This window comes from Wolbachia endosymbiont (group A) of Philonthus cognatus (genome assembly GCF_947251755.1).
Classification (GTDB): Bacteria; Pseudomonadota; Alphaproteobacteria; order Rickettsiales; family Anaplasmataceae; genus Wolbachia; species Wolbachia pipientis.
Genome location: NZ_OX366388.1, coordinates 640,770 through 659,736 on the forward strand (window position 1 = coordinate 640,770; position 18,967 = coordinate 659,736).

Consider the following 18,967-nt stretch of genomic DNA (forward strand, 5'->3'; position numbering starts at 1 on the left):
ATTTATAGGGGGGTAACCAAAAAAATGAACTTTCTTTGAGCTGAGCGAAGCCACCTAAGGTAGAGAATGGATCAGGAAGGAGTGGTGTATAAAAATATATACAGTCTTTATAGTTTTCTGTATAATTTACTTATGTAACTTGATAAAAAAGGAAGATTAAAATTTATTGAAAAATATATTTATTGATTATCTTCAAAGTCTTTTCGTAAATAGTCTCTCTATGTCCTAATGTAACTATGGTTACTTCATGTTTTACAGTGTTTACATGGTATACAACACGGTAATCGCCAACTCTTAGCCTTCTAAACCCTTTAAGGCTATAGTGTAAAGGTTCACCAAGATTCACAGGATCAACTTTAAGCCGCTCATTTATTGCATTTATAACCCTTAATCTTACTGTTTTCGGAAGATCTGGAAGATCTTTCTCAAGAACATTGTCTAGGAAGATAATAGTGTATTCCAATCTACATCCTCACTTCTGGTCTTTTTTGCACTTTCAATATCATATTGATCAGCAACCACAGATAATAAAAAGTCGTCCATTTCAAGTTCAATTGCTTCTCCGAGTAGTTTCTCTGCTAATTCTTGAGCAGGCTGCTTAGTAAGTTCAGATAACTTAGTAAGATTCTGCAAAATTTCTTTACTGAGAGCTATGTTAGTGCTTAAGTTTGCCATATGTTTTACCGAATTCTACCACTGTAATCATTTTACAACATTTTTCTGAATTTTTCAATAAAGAAAGTTGCTGATATGTAAAAAGAATTTTGTGCACCTGTGTTAATAAACTATTAATAATTTGGCATATACTAGAACTGGTCTTTGTTGATGTTAGGGAGAAATGACACAAAGGTTAATACTAAGCATAGTATTGCAAGATATCATCAAGAATAAGGAAGGTATGCCGGCAGCGGGATACTGGATGTATTTTTATGATAAAAGAAGTCCAACTACTTTACGCCACGCCTACTATAAAAATCAAGAAGGAAACGTTGTACCAGCACCAAATCCGCTTCAGCTTGATGAAAACGGTGCTTTACCTCATAAGTTATACTACTTTGTTGATGTTGATGATCCTGAAGATCGTTACACCGTAGAACTGAAGTGCCGTTACGGTAATGCTGTAGCTCCAGAACTCATCTTTCAGGATTTGCCATATTTTCAAGAGCAGCAGAGAGCTGATCCGGTTACTGCAGTGCTTTCTGATAACTTATTTATTGATGGTCAGTTCAATATTGGTCTGCAAATTGATGATAGAGGGCAGGGGGCTGGTTATGTTTTGCCTAACTTTTCGCAACTGCCAATTGCTGGGCTTTCATGGCAGTTTTTAAGACCTTATGCCGACTCACAGGATAGAACTGATGTAGATAGGATTTTCATCAAAGAAATCAATGAAGCTGAAAAGATCAGTGAAGGCAATCCTCGTTTTTATTTGAACGTTATTTGCGAAAAATTTAGCGAGATAGCACCACCGTTGCAAAAAATTATAGCATTTAAAAGTTCTAATGTGCTGTGGGGCGCCAATACTAGCGTTCAGCTAAAGTTCTATGCTTGGAAGAGTGGTGATGATATACCGGTTACTGTGTCGGTAATTCGCAATTTTGGTTCGAAATCATCAGCAGCGCCACAAGTTATACCAATTGATAAATATACAATTGATTCTGATACTCCAAAAGTTTACTTCACTAGTTTTGCTTTACCTGAAGTGATAATACCTCCAGATATTGGCGATGATCAAAATTTGTTGTTGCAGTTTTCACTGCCGGTAAATCAAGTATTTAGTTTTAAAGCAACGAATTTTTATTGTGCAGAAGTTTCATCGCCGGTATCGGTTATTGATTTTAAATATCCAGTGCAAAACTCTGATTTGGCAAAATCTGATTTATTATTTTCTTCATTTCCAGCAACTAAATATAGCATTGATAACAGTTACAATGGGCTAATTTTTACAATTGGTGGTTTAAAATTTGCAGATAATGTTGGTGAAATAGTTCGCTATCCAAAAGGTGCAAAAGTCAATGAAAAAGAGATAAATTTAATAAAGTGCGATGGTCGTACACTTGATTCAAGAGAGATTAGTCCAATAGGCATTGAATACAAGAGACTATACGAAAAGCTAGATTATGCTCCAGTTACATTTGATATGCTTAAAACTGAAGACGTACCAAATTGGTTTAATGCAATATCAAGTAAGTATATTAAGAAGTTTGTTGCGGATAATAAGGTTAAAGTTAAGTTTGAAGGAAAAGGAGTAGTAAATCCAAAGCCTGAAGGTGATGATATTGGTCATCTGTGGCTAGAAACTACATTTTATGCTAACCAAGCTGTTGATTACAATTTTCAATATGTTGCAGCAGCAAGTAGCATAGATCTTACCGTTTGTTGTCATTCGTTTGATATTACTACTGATTATCTAAACAGAGAGTTTATTGTGTCTAATAAATACCCACAATGGATAAAGTTTGGAGGTTCTGATACTGATTTTCCTGGTTATTTTAAGACTAAGAGTTTATCGAACTTAATTTATAGCTATACGTATGATTCTGTACCATATAAGAAGGGTATTGATGAAGTAACTAAAAAAACTAAAGCAAATTACTCTGTTAAGGAAGGATATTTTTATCTAACAATAAATCTTGATTATCGGGAATCTGAATATCCTTCTGGTCTACGTTCTCTCTTTAATCCAGTTACTTTTAGTAAGAGAGTTTATGATATAGGTTTTCCTATAATTGCATCAACTACTAGTCCGACTTTTCTCCAAAAAGCTTATTATGAGAAGGATAAGTTTCGTGATAGTAATTCGCAAAATTACTTTATGTTTTCACCATGGTTTGTAGAGTCGATGTCTCGAACATGTGGTTCATACCTTATTTCTTCCTTTGAGCCATATGAGATTCGACTTTATGCTTTCCGTGAAGGTGAATCTAGAGCCCCATTGATAAAATCATGGGGTCCTCACACTGTTTACAGACGACCACCAACGGACGAGAGAATGCCAGGAACACCTAACGTACTGTTTGCTGATAGAAATTCAGTGATAACCTATGCTATACAGCATAAAGCTTTGTTTACACAACGGTGTTTATATGTCCTCAAGTTCAAAGAAGTGAAAGCAGGAGATTGGATAGGTCTTAAAACGTACAATAATGTTAAAACTGGTAACAATTTTGATACGTTAATATGGTGGAGTATTGATGGTGAGGGGAAAGCACCAACTGATGTTACTGCTAAGGAATTCAAAGAAATCAAAGTAACAAAAAATACGACTACAGAACAGCTTGCAGACATGATTGCCAGTGATGTTAATGATAAAGGAACAACTATGTTCATTATCCCTAAGATCACTGACAAAACTTACGATTACTACATAAGGTACTAACATGAAATAAATTTAAAAATAGGAGAAAAAACATGATTGAACAAAACAGTAAAATCGATGAAATCGATATTGAAATCAGTGAAAAAAATGCTGAAATCGATCATTTTTATGAAGAAACTTTAGAAAAAACGAAAAATATCATCGATGAGGCGATAGCCAAAGGGTATACGCTTGGTGATGATGATCGTAAAGTTTTAGAGCTGGTAAAGGCTAATGAGAAATTTGCTGAAAAAGTTCTAAGTGGTGAAGACTATCAGGATCTACAAGATTTTTGTGATACGCTCACTGTAAGTAAAGTTCGTTATATTAATGAGCAGATAGCAAAAGGAAAGAACAAAACTTCTTTTGTTAAAAAACTAGCTGATATTGCAAAAGACGATCAATTAGCTCAGGAACTGCGCAATAAGCCACTGTCTAAATTTAAAGAAGAAGTTGGTGGATTGAAACAGGGACTGTATCGAAGTAATAAGGCAACTGCGATACCGACCAATTATCAATACAGCGATGTTCCGAGTGACTTCGAAGCAGAATTTAAACAAGTACAAGATTATTTCAGAACTAGGGGATATTGATGACTATTAAGACAAGTGCAACATATTACAGAACAACATTATTGTCGCAAAGGCTGATTGAAACTGTTTTGTTTTCAAGTCCACTCTTAGCTTATACTGGCCCTGGTGCTAATGATATTCCAAATCGCTATCCTGGACAGGATCATTTTTTAGTCCAGCCTCCTTTTATTCCTACAGCAGGAGGGTTAATCGATGATTTGGAATTTCTTACACATCATGATGACTTGAAAATTCACAAAGTTAAGCAAAAAACTATGAGAATTGACTATAAGAGAGTTTCTGGCTTGGCTGAAATTTTTGTCGATGACGTCAAATTTTTATTTAACCGCGATCAGTTCCCTAGCAATGTACCAACCAGTTTAACATCATTCATGGAGCGCGGTGAGCGCGTTTATCAGGAATTATTAATGCAGGTGATTAGGTCAATAAATGATTATCAATTTAAGACGATAGCATCACGTGGGTTTATCTGCGCTGGCTCTACTGAAGATAGTATGTATGACTGCATAGAAGGAGAGGTACGTACACTTATCGATTATATGATTCGTGTTAATGGTGGTGTACTTAGAACTTCAAGACTTGTAGGTTCAATGCCAAACTCTGCAATTGGAGTTTTGCGTACGAAATCAGGATTAAATTACACGCAAGCGCCGAAAAGCGATATGTTTCTTAGCGACACTAAAAACATGCTATCACCACTGACATTTGATTGTGCTGATATTTATATCGATACGTCAACTTATTTTCATAAGGCAGGTCCGGCATCTAAAGACAAGTTAACAATAAAAGAAATTGTTAAAGAGATGGATGAATATTGTTCTATGACTGTGACTTTTGGTTTTTCTGGGTCAGTAGACATAGAGGTAGATAATCGTTTCAATCCTGTCTTTAAAAAAGGAGATATCATTCAACTAGAGGGCAAAGAGTGGCTAGCACGAGATAGGGATGAAATACCATCAGGAGTGCCAATAGCATTCACTGTAATGAAGGATAGCACGAATGCTACTGTACAGGTGTCACCAGGTATCACCTATGGTGTTGATGTTCCGGAGAAAGAGTATTTAATAGGCGCTAAAGGAAAAGTTGTCGGAAATCACTGTAAAGCATTCTTCTGGTGGCAACCGGCTTCAATATTTAAGATTGGACCAGTGCCTGCACCTTCAACTAACAAATATCTTTACAAGGAAATATCTGCTCCAAATGCTGCTTTTGGACCGACAAGAAATAATGCAATGTCGTTTTTGGTAGACAGCCAATATGTACTCATGAATACCCCATATGAATATGGTGAACTAATGGCTTACATGTATTCAGATTTCTTTCCGTTTTTTGTTGGAACTTTGATATTACCACCGAAATCACCAAAACCAGAAACTTATATTAAGACGATCAAAAATCTTTCTACTGCTGATAAGAAAGACGATAAAAAAGATGATAAGAAGGATGATAAGGAAAAGAAAGATGAATGAGATAAAGACTTATGATGATAGTTTCTCCAATTTACTTGTGGAAATACAAGGAATGCTGGGGATTAACTCGCGCCGTGATGCTTCTGAGCATTACGGTACGCTCGATTTAGTTAAGAGGCTTTTTTGGGAAGCTTTTGATCAGTTGCATGAAAATTACTATTGGCTGGGCTCTGACGTTGTCCGGGAGTTTGAATTAGAGCCCGGTCAAACAGTTGGTGGTGGCTATTTGTTTGATGGTTGTAACAAGAGAAAACCAGCTTTTGATGTCAATCTAACCCACTACAAGAATTTCTATGTCATGGATTTAATAGATCACTATGGTGCATGTAACTTACGCTATACACAGTCGCTACGGATGCCATGGTTACCATCTTACATGTTACTCACACGTGATACTTGTCGTGAAATTAAAATTTTGCCGGCTGTGAAATCATCTAAAAAATATGTAATTTACTTTAAAGAGGCTGGAATTGTGTCTTGTGAGAAAACGGGAATGGACGTGCCAGTTGGTCTTGATGGATTAAAACGAGAATTTTTGAAATATTCTACAGCTTTTAAATTATCAGTACGGCTAAATACTCCGCTGCCACAGGGTTTTAATGAACAGTATCATGAAATAAGAAATAGGCTTTGTGCTGGTCACAGTGTAGGAAGTCAAAGTATTAAGGAAACTATTTGGATAGACAATGAATTCTTTTGAAATTCCACTACTTAGAGACATTAAATATGGTCACTGTATTGATGATTTTACAGTAATGAACTTTTTGGCTAGCCCTGAAGGTTTGCGGCTGCGACCACCACTGTTTCCACTTTTTGACATTCCTTTTGCAATTGGCGATGTCATCGTTGGCTTTTACTACGGTAATGACGATACAATTTATTTAGCTAAGGTGAGTGCTACTTTTTTACTGACAATTTATAAAATTGATCTACCGAAAAGTAAATATAAATCAATATTTACTTTGGCGAGTGTCTCTAGGGACGATCGTCCTTCTATGTGCAATTGTAATAACTATAAATTTTGGTTGATATCGGGCAAACTTTATAAGCTCGTAGATGATACCTTTACTGAAATTGATATCTCAAAAGGCGATATAAAGCCAAAGGATATTGTAGATTTTGAGGTTATGAACTCAACTCTCTACCTGCTAAGTGGCAGCAAAGGAGAAGTGTTCTATACTAGTGATTTTGCTGAATTTAAAAAGTGGGAAGCATTTACCATTATTTCATATGCTGGCAAAGGTGTAGGACTTGGTGTAATCAATAATAATCTCTGTATCTTTACCCAGAATGGAATGGAAGTATGGTACGGACAACCAAGCAGTGATGGATTATTTCCACTTACTAAAAGACGAGAACTAAGTTTTCCCTATAAGCTAATAAGCAAACGTACTTTAGAAAATGATGGCAATTATCTAATTGGTGCATTTCATTTAATCGATGGCAAATTTGTAGTCATTCGTTTTGATGGTCAAGAAATGAAAATACTCGATAATGCTCCTCTTTTCGATTATTTTCGACCAGAGAGAAGCAGTATCGATTTAAGTGACCATGCGGTCAGTAGCATGTTCAGTTATAACAACAATACTTATTATGTATTGTTTTTTAATTTGCCTAATGGTGATTTAAATAACAAATATTATCCGAACGTTGCTTTCTGTCTGCATTTGAATTTAGGTATTTGGACACTGCTTAAAAACCAGAATAGTTTTTCTGCCAATTATCACATCAATGTTAAGCATAAAGTTTATAATCTGCTTGTTAACGATGGTAGCTCTGATATCACAGTTTGCGAGGCTAGCGGATTATTAGAGCCAGATGTTGATAATGTTTTTACTTTTGATGGGATAATAATAACAGATTATTTTCCATCGTATAAGCCTTATGTTACCGAACAGCTAACGTTTTTATACTTCTATGAAAATACGATCAGTGAGCAGCTAAATTCCAAGGAAGGAGGCATGTTTATTGATATGTTTATTTCTTATAAGAGGGATTTTTCTGTTGAGCCGGATTATCGATTAACAATTCTTGGCACTGAACTTGAAGATAGTAGAGAAAAAATCATCAAGCTTAATTATAATCTTTTTGGCATTAATGGTGGAGTTGTACGTTTTAAGTTCGAATTTAAAAGATACAACAGTTACAAGTTTAATTTTTTATTGAAAGGTATTTATGGAAAGGAAAGAATTTAATTTAGATTTATTAGCACCTAAAGGTATTGTGGCGGAGGATAATTACGATACGTATTTTGCAGAAGCAACTAAGCGTTTGAACATTTTGTGGGCAGAATATTTAAAGAGGGGAGAAAATGGAAACAGAGAATCAAAAAAGCACGAAAGGCCTTATACGTGAGGCAATCAATAAAGAGCTGCAAAATATAATTAACTCTGCTGATAAAGAACAGAAAATGAGGCATTTAGAAAATGCTTTAATACTTAAATTAGGCTTAGGACTTTGTGGTGAGATTGATGGTGGTGAGCTGAAGCATCTAGTCTTTGCTCAGTATAAGTTAAAAAGTGATAACAACTTATCAAGAAGCCAAGAAATGGTCGATGGCATTGTTGATGAGTATAGGGGAGACTTTGAAGGTAGTGGAAGATGTTAGGGTTACTTAGTGGTCTTGGTAAAGGAGCGCTCGAGGGTAAATATGAGCAAAGACTTTTGGAGCGGAAACGCTTTGAGGAATTCCAAAAGCAATACATGGAACAGCAACTTAAAGCTCAGGAGCTGCTGCCTGGTGAAAAAGAGTACATTTCAAATGTACCAAGATATCAAAGAGCGATAGATTTAGCTCATGAGAAGCTGAGTGCTGCAGAAGGTGCTTTGCCTGATTCTAGATTTTCCAGACTGCTCCATGGTGATAAAATTAATTCAGTTATGGATCTTTTTAGAGGTAAAGATAAAGTTGATGCTCGCAATGAATTTGCCCGCTACTTAGAAGGTGAACTTTTGCCAGCAATTATGCAGATAGAGGGTTTGCCGATGAATGAATATTCAGTGAAGTCTTTCAAAGAAAAGTTTAACGTCAATAAACTCTCAGCCGAGAGTTGGAAAAAGTTTTTTGGTGAAACAAAGGAAAAACTTGATGCTCGAGCTGGGGATATTCAAAAGAAAATTAGAGGGCTAAATGAGACACAGCTTGGTCAGCTAATGCAAGATCCACAGATACAGGCAACCGTAAAGGAAGAAGCTACGAGAAAACTTGATAGTCAGATTGAAGGCTTAAGTGATGATGAACTTGATGCTTTAATTAAGTTTTCAGGTAATCCTGAGATGATTGATGAACCACCGGAGATAAAGAAAAACTTTTTTCGAGAACTGGGGTTACAGATGATAGCGGATATTCCGGCTGTTGCAATAGGAGCTGCGCTTGGGGCACCTTTAGGACCTATTGGGATGTTTATAGGAGGCAGTCTTGGAGGTTTGGTGGGAGCATATGCTGGAACTGCTGCTGAAAGAGGAATAGCAGGTGATCCAAATGCGCTCTCTAATGCGTTTACTGATACAAAAGAAGATGCAGCTTTGATTCTCGCAGCTCATGGGCTGGGTAATGTTAAAGGTGGAAAAGCAGTAACAGGTCTGTTTAAACAGGGTAGAGAACCTGTACGCAATGTAGTTAGTCGTGGTTTTGATACTGCAATAAAAGACGTACCAGATATTAAAGTAAATGATGTAGGAAAGTTCTTAAAGAGTGCTACTAAGGAAACTAGCAATCCTTTTCAAAGAATTATTGCTAAGGATTTAGCAAAGAAGTTTTCTAGTAAAGGTGGAAATTATACATCCAAAGAATTTGCTGATATATTATCAGGACTCAGAGAATCTTCTCGAAATTTAGCCAAAAAATATAATGTACCAGAAAATCAGATCAGAGATGTTGTAAGCAAACTAGAAGAAAACTTTTTACCGCTGCGTGCCAATGTCAGTAAAACAATGGGGCTACTAAGCGGTGCGAGTAGTGCCTTAGAGAAAGGGAACGTTAGAAAAGTAGCTGAAATATTTGGTGACTTACCTGAAAAGATTGCTATTGACAACGGAGTCTTTACTAAGGACCAAGTAATTAGAGGTTTTTTGTTAGAAAATGCTAACGCTATTAGAAATAAGTTTATAGCACCTGTTGCTTCAGAAAAATTGACAGAGTTTGCTAATAAAACAGGATGGTTCGGTCATTTGTCTGGAGGAGCTATGAAAGAAGTCTTAGCACAAATAGGTCTCAATGGATTTGCAGATGGGAAAATTGCCAAATTATTTGCCCAGTATTCTTTTGGTTCTGCCAAAGATCCAGTAACACGAGAACTACTATCTGCTTTGCAAGGCAAGATTATTGAAGAACAAAGTGGTTTCATTTTAGAAATGCTTAAAAAAGCAGCGATGAGTGGTGGTAAAGTGGCACTTCGTGGGCAAGTAAAAGGAAATGACTAAGCTAGAGTACTTAACAAGACTGCGAAATAGTTGGTTTGATTATTGGAGCCAAAATGTCGAGCAGGCACGGCGGCAGCATAAGTTCGTGATCATGGGGCAGCAATATACTGAAAATGAACAGCGAGAGCTGCTGAATATTGGTGCAGAACCAATAGTTTTCAACGTCACATTTGCGATGGCTGAGAAGATTTTAAACACTGTACGCGGCAAAAGGTATGACTTAGAGCTTAAAGTCAATGGCGAGAGCAAAGATCCGGAGATTATGCAATTAATGCATAATCATATCACGGATCTGATCTTTAGTCAAGATCACTATGTTGAATATAGTAAAGCATTAAAAGAAGCAATAATAGGCGGGTATTCTGCGCTTTATGTTGGTTTTGGTTACAATAATGAAGATATTGAAGATGATGAATTGACCTTTAAAATCAGGGCAATAAACGGTACTGAAAGTTTCTTCTTCGATCCACATAGTAATGAGCCGCATAAGGGTGATGGCCGTTACTGTGGTATTATTCATCGCTTATATAAAACTAGCTTGGAAAAAATGGGTTTTTCCCCTGCTAAAATTGCAAAGCTGGAATTTAAAGATAAAGATACTGTTCCTTATATTGAAGTTACTGATTTGTATTTAAAAAAAGATGGTGGCATAACTTTTTATCGCTTTACGAATGAAGAGATTCTTGAAACTAAGGAATTGTATGGTCACAGACATTTACCACTGGTATTTCATGGTGGCTGCTCTCATTATATTGATAATCATGAGGTAACAAGACCGCTGGGTGTTATGTGTCATTATGCACAGAAAACCTATAATCATTGCATAGCGATGATAAATTACGGTGCCAAATACTTTCATAACCGCTTTTTAATGCCACAAGCAAGTGTTAGCAATGATAAGGCTCAGCGTTTTGCTGATCCTCGTGAACTGTTACTGGAATATGCGCCGGTAGATGGTATGCAGCCTATTGTTATACCGCCAACTGGTTCTGACCCAAACCTCGCAATACTGATGCAACAAGCTTTGAGTCTGTTGTCGCAAATTTGGAGTGACACTACCAACATCGTGAAGGACAGCAAATATTCATCTGCTGCTGCTTTGAGGGATAAGCTCAAAGAAAATGAAGGTAGCGTCACTTCGTACTATTTTGCCCATCAAATTACGCTTAATCAAGTAGGAAATGTCCTGCTTTCCCTTTTGCCGTATCAATTAGCACAAGATGATGAAACTTTAGAAATTTTAATTAATTTTAGTAGACAAACAAATGTGAAAATTAAAATCAGTGAATCTTTAGAAAAACAACGTGAGAAGGATAATGAGCTGATGCTGAATGTCATGCAATATCTTGGTGGTAATGATCAGCAAATAAGTATTGAACTTCTGGCAGAAATGCTCCTAAATCAAGACACAGTGAGCAGTAAGATTTTACGTGATAAAGTGCTGAGTATTGGTCAGCAGCAGCAAGCACAAGCTGCACAGCAAGCACAGCAGCCAACAGAACAGGAGATTAAATTACTTGAGATTCAAACAAAAAAAGAAGCTGCAGAACTGAAAGCCAAAGTTGACTTAATAGCTGAGCAGTTAGCTGTTTTGCGGGAGCAGATGCGTAATGCTCATGAAGAAAAAATGCTAAAGGAGAAGAGCAGCAATGGAGCTTAAAATACGAAAATTTCCATGTCCAAAAAAACTCCCTGAAAATGTTTTAAGCATTGATCTTGGCAAAAGTGTCGGTTTTGCTTATGTGAAGGATAATACACTTTATTGTGGTAGCTATGTCTTAAACGTCGAAAAATGGCGGTTTAATCCACCGACATTACGTCAGATAAGTAGCGAATATAAAGGTATTATTGATGCTTTATTATATGAGAATAAAGGTATAAATTTAGTATTGTTGGAGGATAATAGCTATTTCTTTAAGCAAAGATATATTCGGGGTAGCCACATGTCATATTACAAGAAACTACAGATAATGGCAGAAAGTTTATTTTGTGTACATTGGCAAGGTGAAGTTAAACGCTATTTTGGTGGTTCATTGAAAAAGAAACATTTTGGTACAGCCCGTAAAGAAATTGTTAAGGAACGTATTAAGAAAATGCTTGATGTTTCTGGGATGAACGACCATATGACAGATGGCATAGCTGGGTTGTTTGCTAGTTTAAAAAGGGAGGAATAATGTTTGGAGATTTATTTGATTGGCTTTTTGGTAGTTCTAACGCTAATCGCCAATTTGAAAAGAATATTGGAATACAAGAAGGATTATATAATCGATACAACAAATTCATGGATAGTCTTGGAGGACTTGGAAAGGGAGGTCCAGGAGGATTTATCAATGAAATAGCGTCGCAATATCAAGGTAATCCTTACCAGCAGTTTATTAGCAATCAGATGAATACAGGACTTGGCAACCAATTAAGAGCAAGTGGTCTTGATCAATCAAGCTATGGTTTATCTAAAGTTGCAAGTTTAAACTCTGAACTTGCATCCAAAGGCTTGAATGATTTTATCGGCTCATCTTTAGGAGGACTGCAAAGTCTTATCGGGGTGCATGGTCTTGGTGCACAAATTGGTCAAAATCTAGGTGGTGGTTACACTTCTTACGGAAAATCTTTAAATGATCGTTGGGCAGCTATGAATCAAATGCTGGGTGGACTTGGTCAGGGTATAGGTAGGAATTTAGTTTAGCAACCCTAAAGTTGCTAAACACAATATGCTATTTATGTGAAGGGCATTATATGTAAAACGTTGGAAAATTCAAGACACTTGATTTTTTATGTTATATACAATATAATGTTAATATATTAATGAAGTAAAATAATGTTTTTATTCTTTATTTTCATGGTGGGTTTTTTTTGTGGCTGCTCTGAATCTATGCGGGGTGTAATTTTTTCTCTACTGTCTTTAGCAATTGTTGGAGTAATTTGGGGAGCGTTAGGTATAGGCTTTGTTATCGCGTTTAGTTTGCTTTTACAATCCAGTATATGGATACAGGGTCCAATTTATTTTTTTATACTTGTAGTAGTGATAAAAGAGAATTTATCTTTGTATGGATGGGACTTTTGGAACAAAGAGACCTAGATTTATGCCGCAAAGACTTTGGCTTCTTTGCGTTTCAAGGCATGCTACGAGTATTTAATATCAGATTAAATTTAAAGAGAGAGGATGGCAGTAAAAACTATCTGTGGATGCTCTTTAGCAGCATTAATCGCTTGGTGTTTGAAAAAGCACACAGTCAATGGTGGAATATACCACCAAGGTGTGCCAAGACAACCCTGGGTTTTATATTTCATGTAGCGTTTGCCCTCGGTAATAATCCAAGGGCAAAGTTTATGTACATCACTCATCAGAGGGATTTGATGCGTGAAAAAATCAATGAACTACATATTGTACTTGAGTCTTCATTTTACCGTCAAGTTTTTCCACATTTAAAGAGAGTTGGTCGCAGAAGTACGCGAGTAATTAGAACGAAAGAAGGTGGTTTTGTTAATGGTTTTTCAATATCAGGGCACGTCACAGGTACAGGAGCTGGGGATAGTTCTCTTGATTTTGATGAAGGTCGAAAGTATGGTGGCTGCATTATCCTTGATGATTTACATGATGCAAGCTGCGCTTATAGTCGAGTGTCGCTGATCAGTGCCTGTCAGAAGTTTGAGCAATGCATAACTTCAAGGCGTAATACTGCTGATACGCCGTTTTTAGTGATTGGTCAAAGGATCAGTGTTTATGACATATTTGGTTATTTAGAAAAAAAATCAGAGCGACAGTTTGAGAAGATCATAATCCCTGCAGTACTTGAAGATGGCACGAGTATTGATGAAAACAGACTGCCAATGCAGGAACTTAGGATCAAGGAAAAAGCGGAACCTTATGTTTATCAGTCGCAATATATGCAGGATCTACCAGAGCCAAAATGGCGAATATTTAATGAGAAATATTTTAAGAAGATTGATTTTGCTTATAAAAGAATTGGTGAAAAAGATCTGGTAGCATTTATAGATCTAAATAGCGGTTCAATAAAAACACTAGATAGAACGGCAGTGGGAGTATTTCAGCCGTTTTTTATGAAGAGTGAATTTTCATATGAACCAAAACGGTGCGGAGTATGGGTAGACTTACTGGCAGCAAAGCTCGATCCTGCTACGATTGAACATGATATCCATGAATTTTTGAGAAAGTATGAACAGAGATTACATGCCATAGTAGTGGAAGAACATGGTATAGGTTTTAAAGTTATAGCGGATTTACGAACGCTGTTACCCAGTACTTTAATTTTAGGCTCAAGAAGAACCAGATCAAAGATGGAAGTATTTCAGTCTTGTAGTCAGTTTGTAGAGCAAGGTCACATCTTTCTTGAGAAAGCGGAACAAAATTTTCATTATTTGATATTTGATGAATTTGAAAAAATACATACTGAAACTGAATACACAGATGATATAGCTGATGTTTTAAGTGAATTTATCATCTGGTTTCCTGAAAAAAATCGCCTTGGGATATCTTGCCCTGAAGATATGTATAATCATGCGGTGTTAAAGAACGACGCTGTAAATGCCGTTTCTGTTCGAGCAAAAGCCCCTTTTTCTTGTTTGAATGTGTGTGATTAGTACTGATAAGACTTTTTGTATTTGATTTTTTACATAAAATATGTAATACTTGAGTTAAGTACTTATGGAGATAATTATATGTTTAGTTTAACAGAAGGACGACAGTATTTTTATACGCTGTTATTTTATGATGAAGTTATGAATTTTATTCAAAGTTTTCATAGTAAAATAAAAAGCAAGCAATTTACACAAGATGAACTTAATAAAGTTAAGTGTTTTATCGAAGATTTTACCAGTGATTTTGCCAAAGCTTTTGATAATGAAGCGAAATACGGCGAACCACTTACGCGAGATGAAGTTAAGGGTCTTATCAAGAATTATATCAAGGATTATGTCGAAGATTTTGATAATAAAATAAAAGACGACAAGCTACTTACGCAAGATGAAATTAAAGGTCTTATCAAGGATTGTCTCAAAGATTATGTTGAAAGTTTTGATAATAAAATGGAAGATGGCGAACTACTTACACGAGGTGAAATTAAGGGTTTTATCAAGGATTATGTCAAGGATCTTGTCGAAGATTTTAATAATAAAACGAAGGTAGAAACTAAGCAAGTAACTAACAAAGCAATAATAATTGGTAGTGTTTGTGGTGTTATAGCTGGATTAGCAGTCGGTGTTGGATGTGGTGTTGCTGGTGCTCAATTATCAGTATTAGCTATAGTTGGCATTGCTGTAGCTGCTGCGCTAGCAGTTGGAATCATTGCTGGCGTTATTACATATGCAATATTAGAACCTAGTAATAAACTAGATGAACCAGACTCAAACAAAGTAGCGAGTGCTGCTCAGACAGTATAAAGTATAAGGCAAGGAAGAAGATGGCTTTCCCTTCTTCCTTGCCTTTCACCAAAATACCAATTTTCTTATTTAAGCATATATTAGGGTTATTCACGGCATTGTGAATAACTTGGTTGATAACCCAGTGGAATATATAGTTTACGCGTTATGAGTACTTTGGAGATCTATAATAAATATGATCTCCAAATACTAATATATATATAATTGAGAGCAAAAAAACTGTGGATAACTCTGAAAAAGACCAAAAAAGACATCAAAAAGAGTATGATTGGATTAGAATATTTGTAGAAAAGCTTACCCAATCGATAAATATCTTAATGTTTTAAAAAAAAAGACAAATAAAGGGTCGTGTTGGAGCTAAAGGTTAAAAATTTAAATGCTGTTAAAGTGATAATTTAATACTTAAAGAGATACTTTAACACTTTCTCTTAAGTGCTAATCTGGAGGTTCAACAAGTTGCTGTTTGAAAGGTTGGGAAATAGTTTTATTAGTATCGAAAATTACATAATGTATATTATGGAAAATAAATTACATAATATAAGAAGCAACGCTAAAAATAAAATCACATAATATAGCAAACTATAGCTAACCCAAGAAAGGTTTTCCTACGTCATACCGCCACGATATCTCAGCATAGATTCCGCTAACAAGTAGCGGAATGACGAATTTTTGTTTTTCAAACTGTCGGTAAATCTAAGTCAGTTTAGCTATATGTGTCAAGCACTGGGATGACACCCTCCTGATGGGCCAAAATCACAATGTTCGTACAGTTATGGAATGAATCGCGGTATGACGTGTTGCTTTGATCAGCTATAAAGATGATGCTGCGGAAGTTTTTAGTACTTGCTCGCAACTTTCAACAATTTAATAGCACTGGTGTTTACAACCTCTCCGCCGACACGCTTAGTGACAAAAAACCTCACATAAGGTTTATTCGTATAAGGGTCTCTTAATATTCTCATTCCTCTGTTATCTACAATCTTATAAGCTTGTTTGAAATCTGCCATCGCAATTACTGGTAGCTGATTGTTTGGCGCTGGTGGCATATCGGCAGATTGATATACTGGTATTCCCATTAAGGTATCTGGGGCTTTAAGCGACAAACTTGGTTGCCAGAGATATTGACCTGTTTGAGCTTTTAGTAGCCTAATGTCCTTCAACGTACTCCTGTTCATCAAAAATGACGCATTTTTGGAATAATATTCGTCCAGAGAGTAATACAACATCATTATTGAATCACTATCTAATTTTTCAGTTTTAACTTGCTCTATTTTATTATAACTGTTTCCATTTTCATAAGCTAAAATTCCTTTTGGTTGAAAAGTGCCCTCACCCTTAATGAAGGCTTCGCTTTCTTCCTTACTAAAAGTCTCGGCAATCTTTTCCACCAGCCAACTCTCAACATCGACAAACGCATCATCGAGTAACTTTTGTGATATTTGTGGTTGAGCATATAACTCGTAAGTTGTGACGGAAATCTTTTGGATTTTGGGCGTGTCCGTATCTTTTGCAAAATCATACTTAGACTTATTGCCACCGTCCTCATCATCTACTGTTTCACTGCTCCAACCTGCACCGGCGCGGTCAAAATCTTCTATAATGTAATCCAATGTTTCAGTAGAGATTCTTTGACTGGAGCATATTTGTCGCATTGGGGACGAATCAGTTACGCGCTTGTTTATGCGTTTTACAATATGCGGAGTAACTAGATATCCCCCGATATCACTGTCATCTCCACTGAGGGTTTTGTGTGATAAACCGCTTTCCATTCCCTTGCGGATATAATCAGAAAAATATTTATCGCTTGTGCTAAAATCTGTATTTACTTCTGGGCGTTGAGCTGCAGTTTCGATCAAGTCTAAACGCTCTTTGCAACTATCAATGGCATTATTTACCTTGCATAGCTGCTCAATTGTTGCAGAATCAGCACGCCCTTTGCTTTCAATTTCTTTTAGTTTGCGATCATTTATTAATTTAAATTGCTCCCATGATGAAGCGAGTTCATTGATACGGTGAGCGATATCGGTAAGTGACATAATAGCCTCCTTTGAAAATGAAATAAAAATGGAAATAAGGTAATAGGAATGGCATCCATAGATGTTTCCCACAGTTGTACGAATATTGCAATATGGTACATAGTAAACGATGTCATTCCAGTGCTCCCTTTCTTGTCATCCCAGTGCTTGACACTGGGATGGCTTTGTTGCATCGCTAGCTATGATGGATTAAAGATAAAAAAGATAGGGAATATCAGTAGCTTATTATTCTGGTATTTATAACAAGAACGGTCAGTGAATACCTAAATTTGAGTAAAAGAAATTTCACTACCACTCACTAATCTGGCTAAAATTCAAGAATTTCAATGCTTTAGCTATTTTCAATAGAATTAAATTTATTAATATAAATAACAAATTACTATTCTTAAATTTGATCAGATTGATTGCAAAAAAACAAGATTTTCAATAGGTTGCTTATAATCCTAACTATAGTTAGCCTTTCATAAGTAGCGATGCAACAAAGCCCACTGGGATCCAGCTTCTATGCAACTTAATTAAAAACGTTTGTTTTAGCGTAAGACAACTACCTTTAGCTCATCAGCTCAGTTATAAGCAAAATTTCTGGATTCCAGTTTCAAGCACTGGAATGACATCATCTGTTGTGCAATTTACCTTTAAAAATGAATGTTCGTACAGTTATGTGCTTGGCACTGAAATGGCATCATTTTTTATCTGTTGAAAATGTAAACCGAAAAATAGCGTGGCACTTTGTGCCACGCTTAGTACTGTAAGCTTAATCCAGTAATTGAATTAAGCGAGGTAAAATAAAAGATAATGACACTATATAATGTTCGTTCTTTTATGTCAAGCACTTTTTTGAATTTTTTTGGTGATAATTTTTATCCAGTTATTTTATTATTGTAGTATAATTTCAATGCCAGATACTATCATTATGATCACTATCTAAATTTAAATCGTAATTATCATCAAATTTATATATCCCCTCCATCTCTTCTCTATGCAATTCATGTGAATCACCTAAAGCTTTTTGATTAGAAACGTCAACACAATACTGTAACAGTGCTCTTAATGCTCCAGCACTATCTTGATCTAAATTAAAATTGCTAAAATCAAATTTCTGCATATTCTCCACATGTCCTTCTCTACATAACCTACATATCTTAGCAAAAGCCCTTTCACTTTCTCGACTCCAAGCATTAAGAAAGTAAGGATCTACTACTTTGCTAAATTGTTTCTCTATCTCTTCAAGAGAGCTCTCTGGATTAAGTTCTAATATTACTTTGAAAATCCCACTGCCATGGAATCTATAAAATTTACTAGATAAGCTATCTTTTACAAAATTAACTGCATCATCTATTGTAACACCAGAGCGAGATTCAAATATCATCTCAAATGCTCCATAACAACTATCAAGACCAAAATTAATTATTTTTTCCATAAAATCAATTACCTCTTCTAAGGAAATTTGTGGCTTATTCCTCAAGATAACTTCTAAACTCTTGACAAAATTATGCCCATGCTGATCCATAGCATGGGTTTTCCCATTTATTGTATAATGATATAGCTTCTTATTTTCTATTATATGCTTATTGCACTGGTAGATATGTAGCTTATTCAATTTGCCAGAATATTCCTCTATTTCCTTATCTGGTAATTTTGAGCGGAATTCCTTGATTACTTCGCGTATTATTCTATTGATATTACTCATGC

The 18,967-nt window shown here is 35.8% G+C and carries 18 protein-coding genes; 14 read left to right on the forward strand and 4 right to left on the reverse strand.

The window, feature by feature from the left end:
• Positions 1-163: 163 nt before the first annotated feature.
• Both OPR21_RS03135 and OPR21_RS03140 read right to left on the reverse strand, forming a co-directional pair.
• Entirely contained in the window at positions 164-463 is a 300-nt protein-coding gene (locus OPR21_RS03135) for a type II toxin-antitoxin system RelE family toxin (protein ID WP_265030179.1), read from the reverse strand.
• Positions 439-675 carry a hypothetical protein gene (locus tag OPR21_RS03140; protein WP_265030180.1) on the reverse strand — a complete coding sequence of 79 codons (237 nt, stop codon included), beginning with the start codon at positions 673-675 and terminating at the stop codon, positions 439-441. The genes OPR21_RS03135 and OPR21_RS03140 overlap by 25 nt, the downstream gene beginning before the upstream one ends.
• Positions 676-838: 163 nt before the next feature.
• Between OPR21_RS03140 and OPR21_RS03145 the strand changes: the two genes are divergently transcribed.
• From OPR21_RS03145 to OPR21_RS03205, 13 genes are all read left to right on the forward strand, one after another.
• Positions 839-3,379, forward strand: a complete 2,541-nt coding sequence (locus OPR21_RS03145) for a hypothetical protein (protein WP_265030181.1) — start codon at positions 839-841, stop codon at positions 3,377-3,379.
• Positions 3,380-3,411: 32 nt separating this feature from the next.
• Positions 3,412-3,951 (forward strand): hypothetical protein, encoded by a 540-nt coding sequence (locus tag OPR21_RS03150; RefSeq protein WP_265030182.1) that lies wholly within the window; start codon positions 3,412-3,414, stop codon positions 3,949-3,951.
• Positions 3,951-5,420, forward strand: coding sequence for a hypothetical protein (locus OPR21_RS03155; protein WP_265030183.1), 1,470 nt, complete (start codon positions 3,951-3,953; stop codon positions 5,418-5,420). Before OPR21_RS03150 ends, OPR21_RS03155 begins: the two co-directional genes overlap by 1 nt.
• A complete protein-coding gene (locus OPR21_RS03160) occupies positions 5,413-6,120 on the forward strand; it encodes a hypothetical protein (RefSeq protein WP_265030184.1) in 708 nt (235 codons plus the stop codon). The genes OPR21_RS03155 and OPR21_RS03160 overlap by 8 nt, the downstream gene beginning before the upstream one ends.
• Positions 6,107-7,615, forward strand: coding sequence for a hypothetical protein (locus tag OPR21_RS03165; protein ID WP_265030185.1), 1,509 nt, complete (start codon positions 6,107-6,109; stop codon positions 7,613-7,615). Before OPR21_RS03160 ends, OPR21_RS03165 begins: the two co-directional genes overlap by 14 nt.
• Positions 7,596-7,775: a hypothetical protein gene (locus tag OPR21_RS03170; RefSeq protein ID WP_265030186.1), complete on the forward strand. Its 180-nt coding sequence runs from the start codon at positions 7,596-7,598 to the stop codon at positions 7,773-7,775. The genes OPR21_RS03165 and OPR21_RS03170 overlap by 20 nt, the downstream gene beginning before the upstream one ends.
• The gene (locus tag OPR21_RS03175; protein ID WP_265030187.1) at positions 7,732-8,028 is read left to right on the forward strand and encodes a hypothetical protein; all 297 of its coding nucleotides are present in this window, start codon (positions 7,732-7,734) and stop codon (positions 8,026-8,028) included. Before OPR21_RS03170 ends, OPR21_RS03175 begins: the two co-directional genes overlap by 44 nt.
• Positions 8,022-9,842: a hypothetical protein gene (locus tag OPR21_RS03180; protein WP_265030188.1), complete on the forward strand. Its 1,821-nt coding sequence runs from the start codon at positions 8,022-8,024 to the stop codon at positions 9,840-9,842. Before OPR21_RS03175 ends, OPR21_RS03180 begins: the two co-directional genes overlap by 7 nt.
• Complete coding sequence (locus tag OPR21_RS03185) at positions 9,835-11,502, forward strand: portal protein (protein WP_265030189.1); 1,668 nt, start codon at positions 9,835-9,837, stop codon at positions 11,500-11,502. The genes OPR21_RS03180 and OPR21_RS03185 overlap by 8 nt, the downstream gene beginning before the upstream one ends.
• The gene (locus OPR21_RS03190) at positions 11,492-12,016 is read left to right on the forward strand and encodes a hypothetical protein (protein ID WP_265030190.1); all 525 of its coding nucleotides are present in this window, start codon (positions 11,492-11,494) and stop codon (positions 12,014-12,016) included. The genes OPR21_RS03185 and OPR21_RS03190 overlap by 11 nt, the downstream gene beginning before the upstream one ends.
• On the forward strand, positions 12,016-12,525 hold the full coding sequence (locus tag OPR21_RS03195; RefSeq protein ID WP_265030191.1) for a hypothetical protein: 510 nt from the start codon (positions 12,016-12,018) through the stop codon (positions 12,523-12,525). The genes OPR21_RS03190 and OPR21_RS03195 overlap by 1 nt, the downstream gene beginning before the upstream one ends.
• 527 nt (positions 12,526-13,052) lie before the next feature.
• Entirely contained in the window at positions 13,053-14,441 is a 1,389-nt protein-coding gene (locus OPR21_RS03200) for a hypothetical protein (RefSeq protein ID WP_265030192.1), read from the forward strand.
• Between the two features lie 78 nt (positions 14,442-14,519).
• Complete coding sequence (locus OPR21_RS03205) at positions 14,520-15,239, forward strand: hypothetical protein (RefSeq protein ID WP_265030193.1); 720 nt, start codon at positions 14,520-14,522, stop codon at positions 15,237-15,239.
• A gap of 836 nt (positions 15,240-16,075) precedes the next feature.
• Here OPR21_RS03205 and OPR21_RS03210 read toward each other — a convergent pair.
• Entirely contained in the window at positions 16,076-17,275 is a 1,200-nt protein-coding gene (locus OPR21_RS03210; protein WP_236514794.1) for a phage major capsid protein, read from the reverse strand.
• 48 nt (positions 17,276-17,323) lie between these two features.
• Here OPR21_RS03210 and OPR21_RS03215 point away from each other — a divergent pair, with 48 nt between their 5' ends.
• The gene (locus tag OPR21_RS03215; RefSeq protein WP_182309424.1) at positions 17,324-17,518 is read left to right on the forward strand and encodes a hypothetical protein; all 195 of its coding nucleotides are present in this window, start codon (positions 17,324-17,326) and stop codon (positions 17,516-17,518) included.
• 649 nt (positions 17,519-18,167) lie between these two features.
• Here OPR21_RS03215 and OPR21_RS03220 read toward each other — a convergent pair.
• A complete protein-coding gene (locus OPR21_RS03220) occupies positions 18,168-18,965 on the reverse strand; it encodes a hypothetical protein (RefSeq protein WP_265030194.1) in 798 nt (265 codons plus the stop codon).
• Positions 18,966-18,967 lie beyond the last annotated feature (2 nt).

What these genes read in the sequence shown, in the direction of transcription:
- OPR21_RS03160 (WP_265030184.1), top strand. Translation starts at nt 5,413, where the DNA reads ATGAATGAGATAAAGACTTATGATGATAGTTTCTCCAATTTACTTGTG.
- OPR21_RS03185 (WP_265030189.1), top strand. Translation starts at nt 9,835, where the DNA reads ATGACTAAGCTAGAGTACTTAACAAGACTGCGAAATAGTTGGTTTGAT.
- OPR21_RS03140 (WP_265030180.1), bottom strand. Translation starts at nt 675, where the DNA reads ATGGCAAACTTAAGCACTAACATAGCTCTCAGTAAAGAAATTTTGCAG.
- OPR21_RS03180 (WP_265030188.1), top strand. Translation starts at nt 8,022, where the DNA reads ATGTTAGGGTTACTTAGTGGTCTTGGTAAAGGAGCGCTCGAGGGTAAA.
- OPR21_RS03190 (WP_265030190.1), top strand. Translation starts at nt 11,492, where the DNA reads ATGGAGCTTAAAATACGAAAATTTCCATGTCCAAAAAAACTCCCTGAA.
- OPR21_RS03205 (WP_265030193.1), top strand. Translation starts at nt 14,520, where the DNA reads ATGTTTAGTTTAACAGAAGGACGACAGTATTTTTATACGCTGTTATTT.
- OPR21_RS03210 (WP_236514794.1), bottom strand. Translation starts at nt 17,275, where the DNA reads ATGTCACTTACCGATATCGCTCACCGTATCAATGAACTCGCTTCATCA.
- OPR21_RS03165 (WP_265030185.1), top strand. Translation starts at nt 6,107, where the DNA reads ATGAATTCTTTTGAAATTCCACTACTTAGAGACATTAAATATGGTCAC.
- OPR21_RS03195 (WP_265030191.1), top strand. Translation starts at nt 12,016, where the DNA reads ATGTTTGGAGATTTATTTGATTGGCTTTTTGGTAGTTCTAACGCTAAT.
- OPR21_RS03150 (WP_265030182.1), top strand. Translation starts at nt 3,412, where the DNA reads ATGATTGAACAAAACAGTAAAATCGATGAAATCGATATTGAAATCAGT.
- OPR21_RS03155 (WP_265030183.1), top strand. Translation starts at nt 3,951, where the DNA reads ATGACTATTAAGACAAGTGCAACATATTACAGAACAACATTATTGTCG.
- OPR21_RS03220 (WP_265030194.1), bottom strand. Translation starts at nt 18,965, where the DNA reads ATGAGTAATATCAATAGAATAATACGCGAAGTAATCAAGGAATTCCGC.
- OPR21_RS03215 (WP_182309424.1), top strand. Translation starts at nt 17,324, where the DNA reads ATGGCATCCATAGATGTTTCCCACAGTTGTACGAATATTGCAATATGG.
- OPR21_RS03170 (WP_265030186.1), top strand. Translation starts at nt 7,596, where the DNA reads ATGGAAAGGAAAGAATTTAATTTAGATTTATTAGCACCTAAAGGTATT.
- OPR21_RS03175 (WP_265030187.1), top strand. Translation starts at nt 7,732, where the DNA reads ATGGAAACAGAGAATCAAAAAAGCACGAAAGGCCTTATACGTGAGGCA.
- OPR21_RS03145 (WP_265030181.1), top strand. Translation starts at nt 839, where the DNA reads ATGACACAAAGGTTAATACTAAGCATAGTATTGCAAGATATCATCAAG.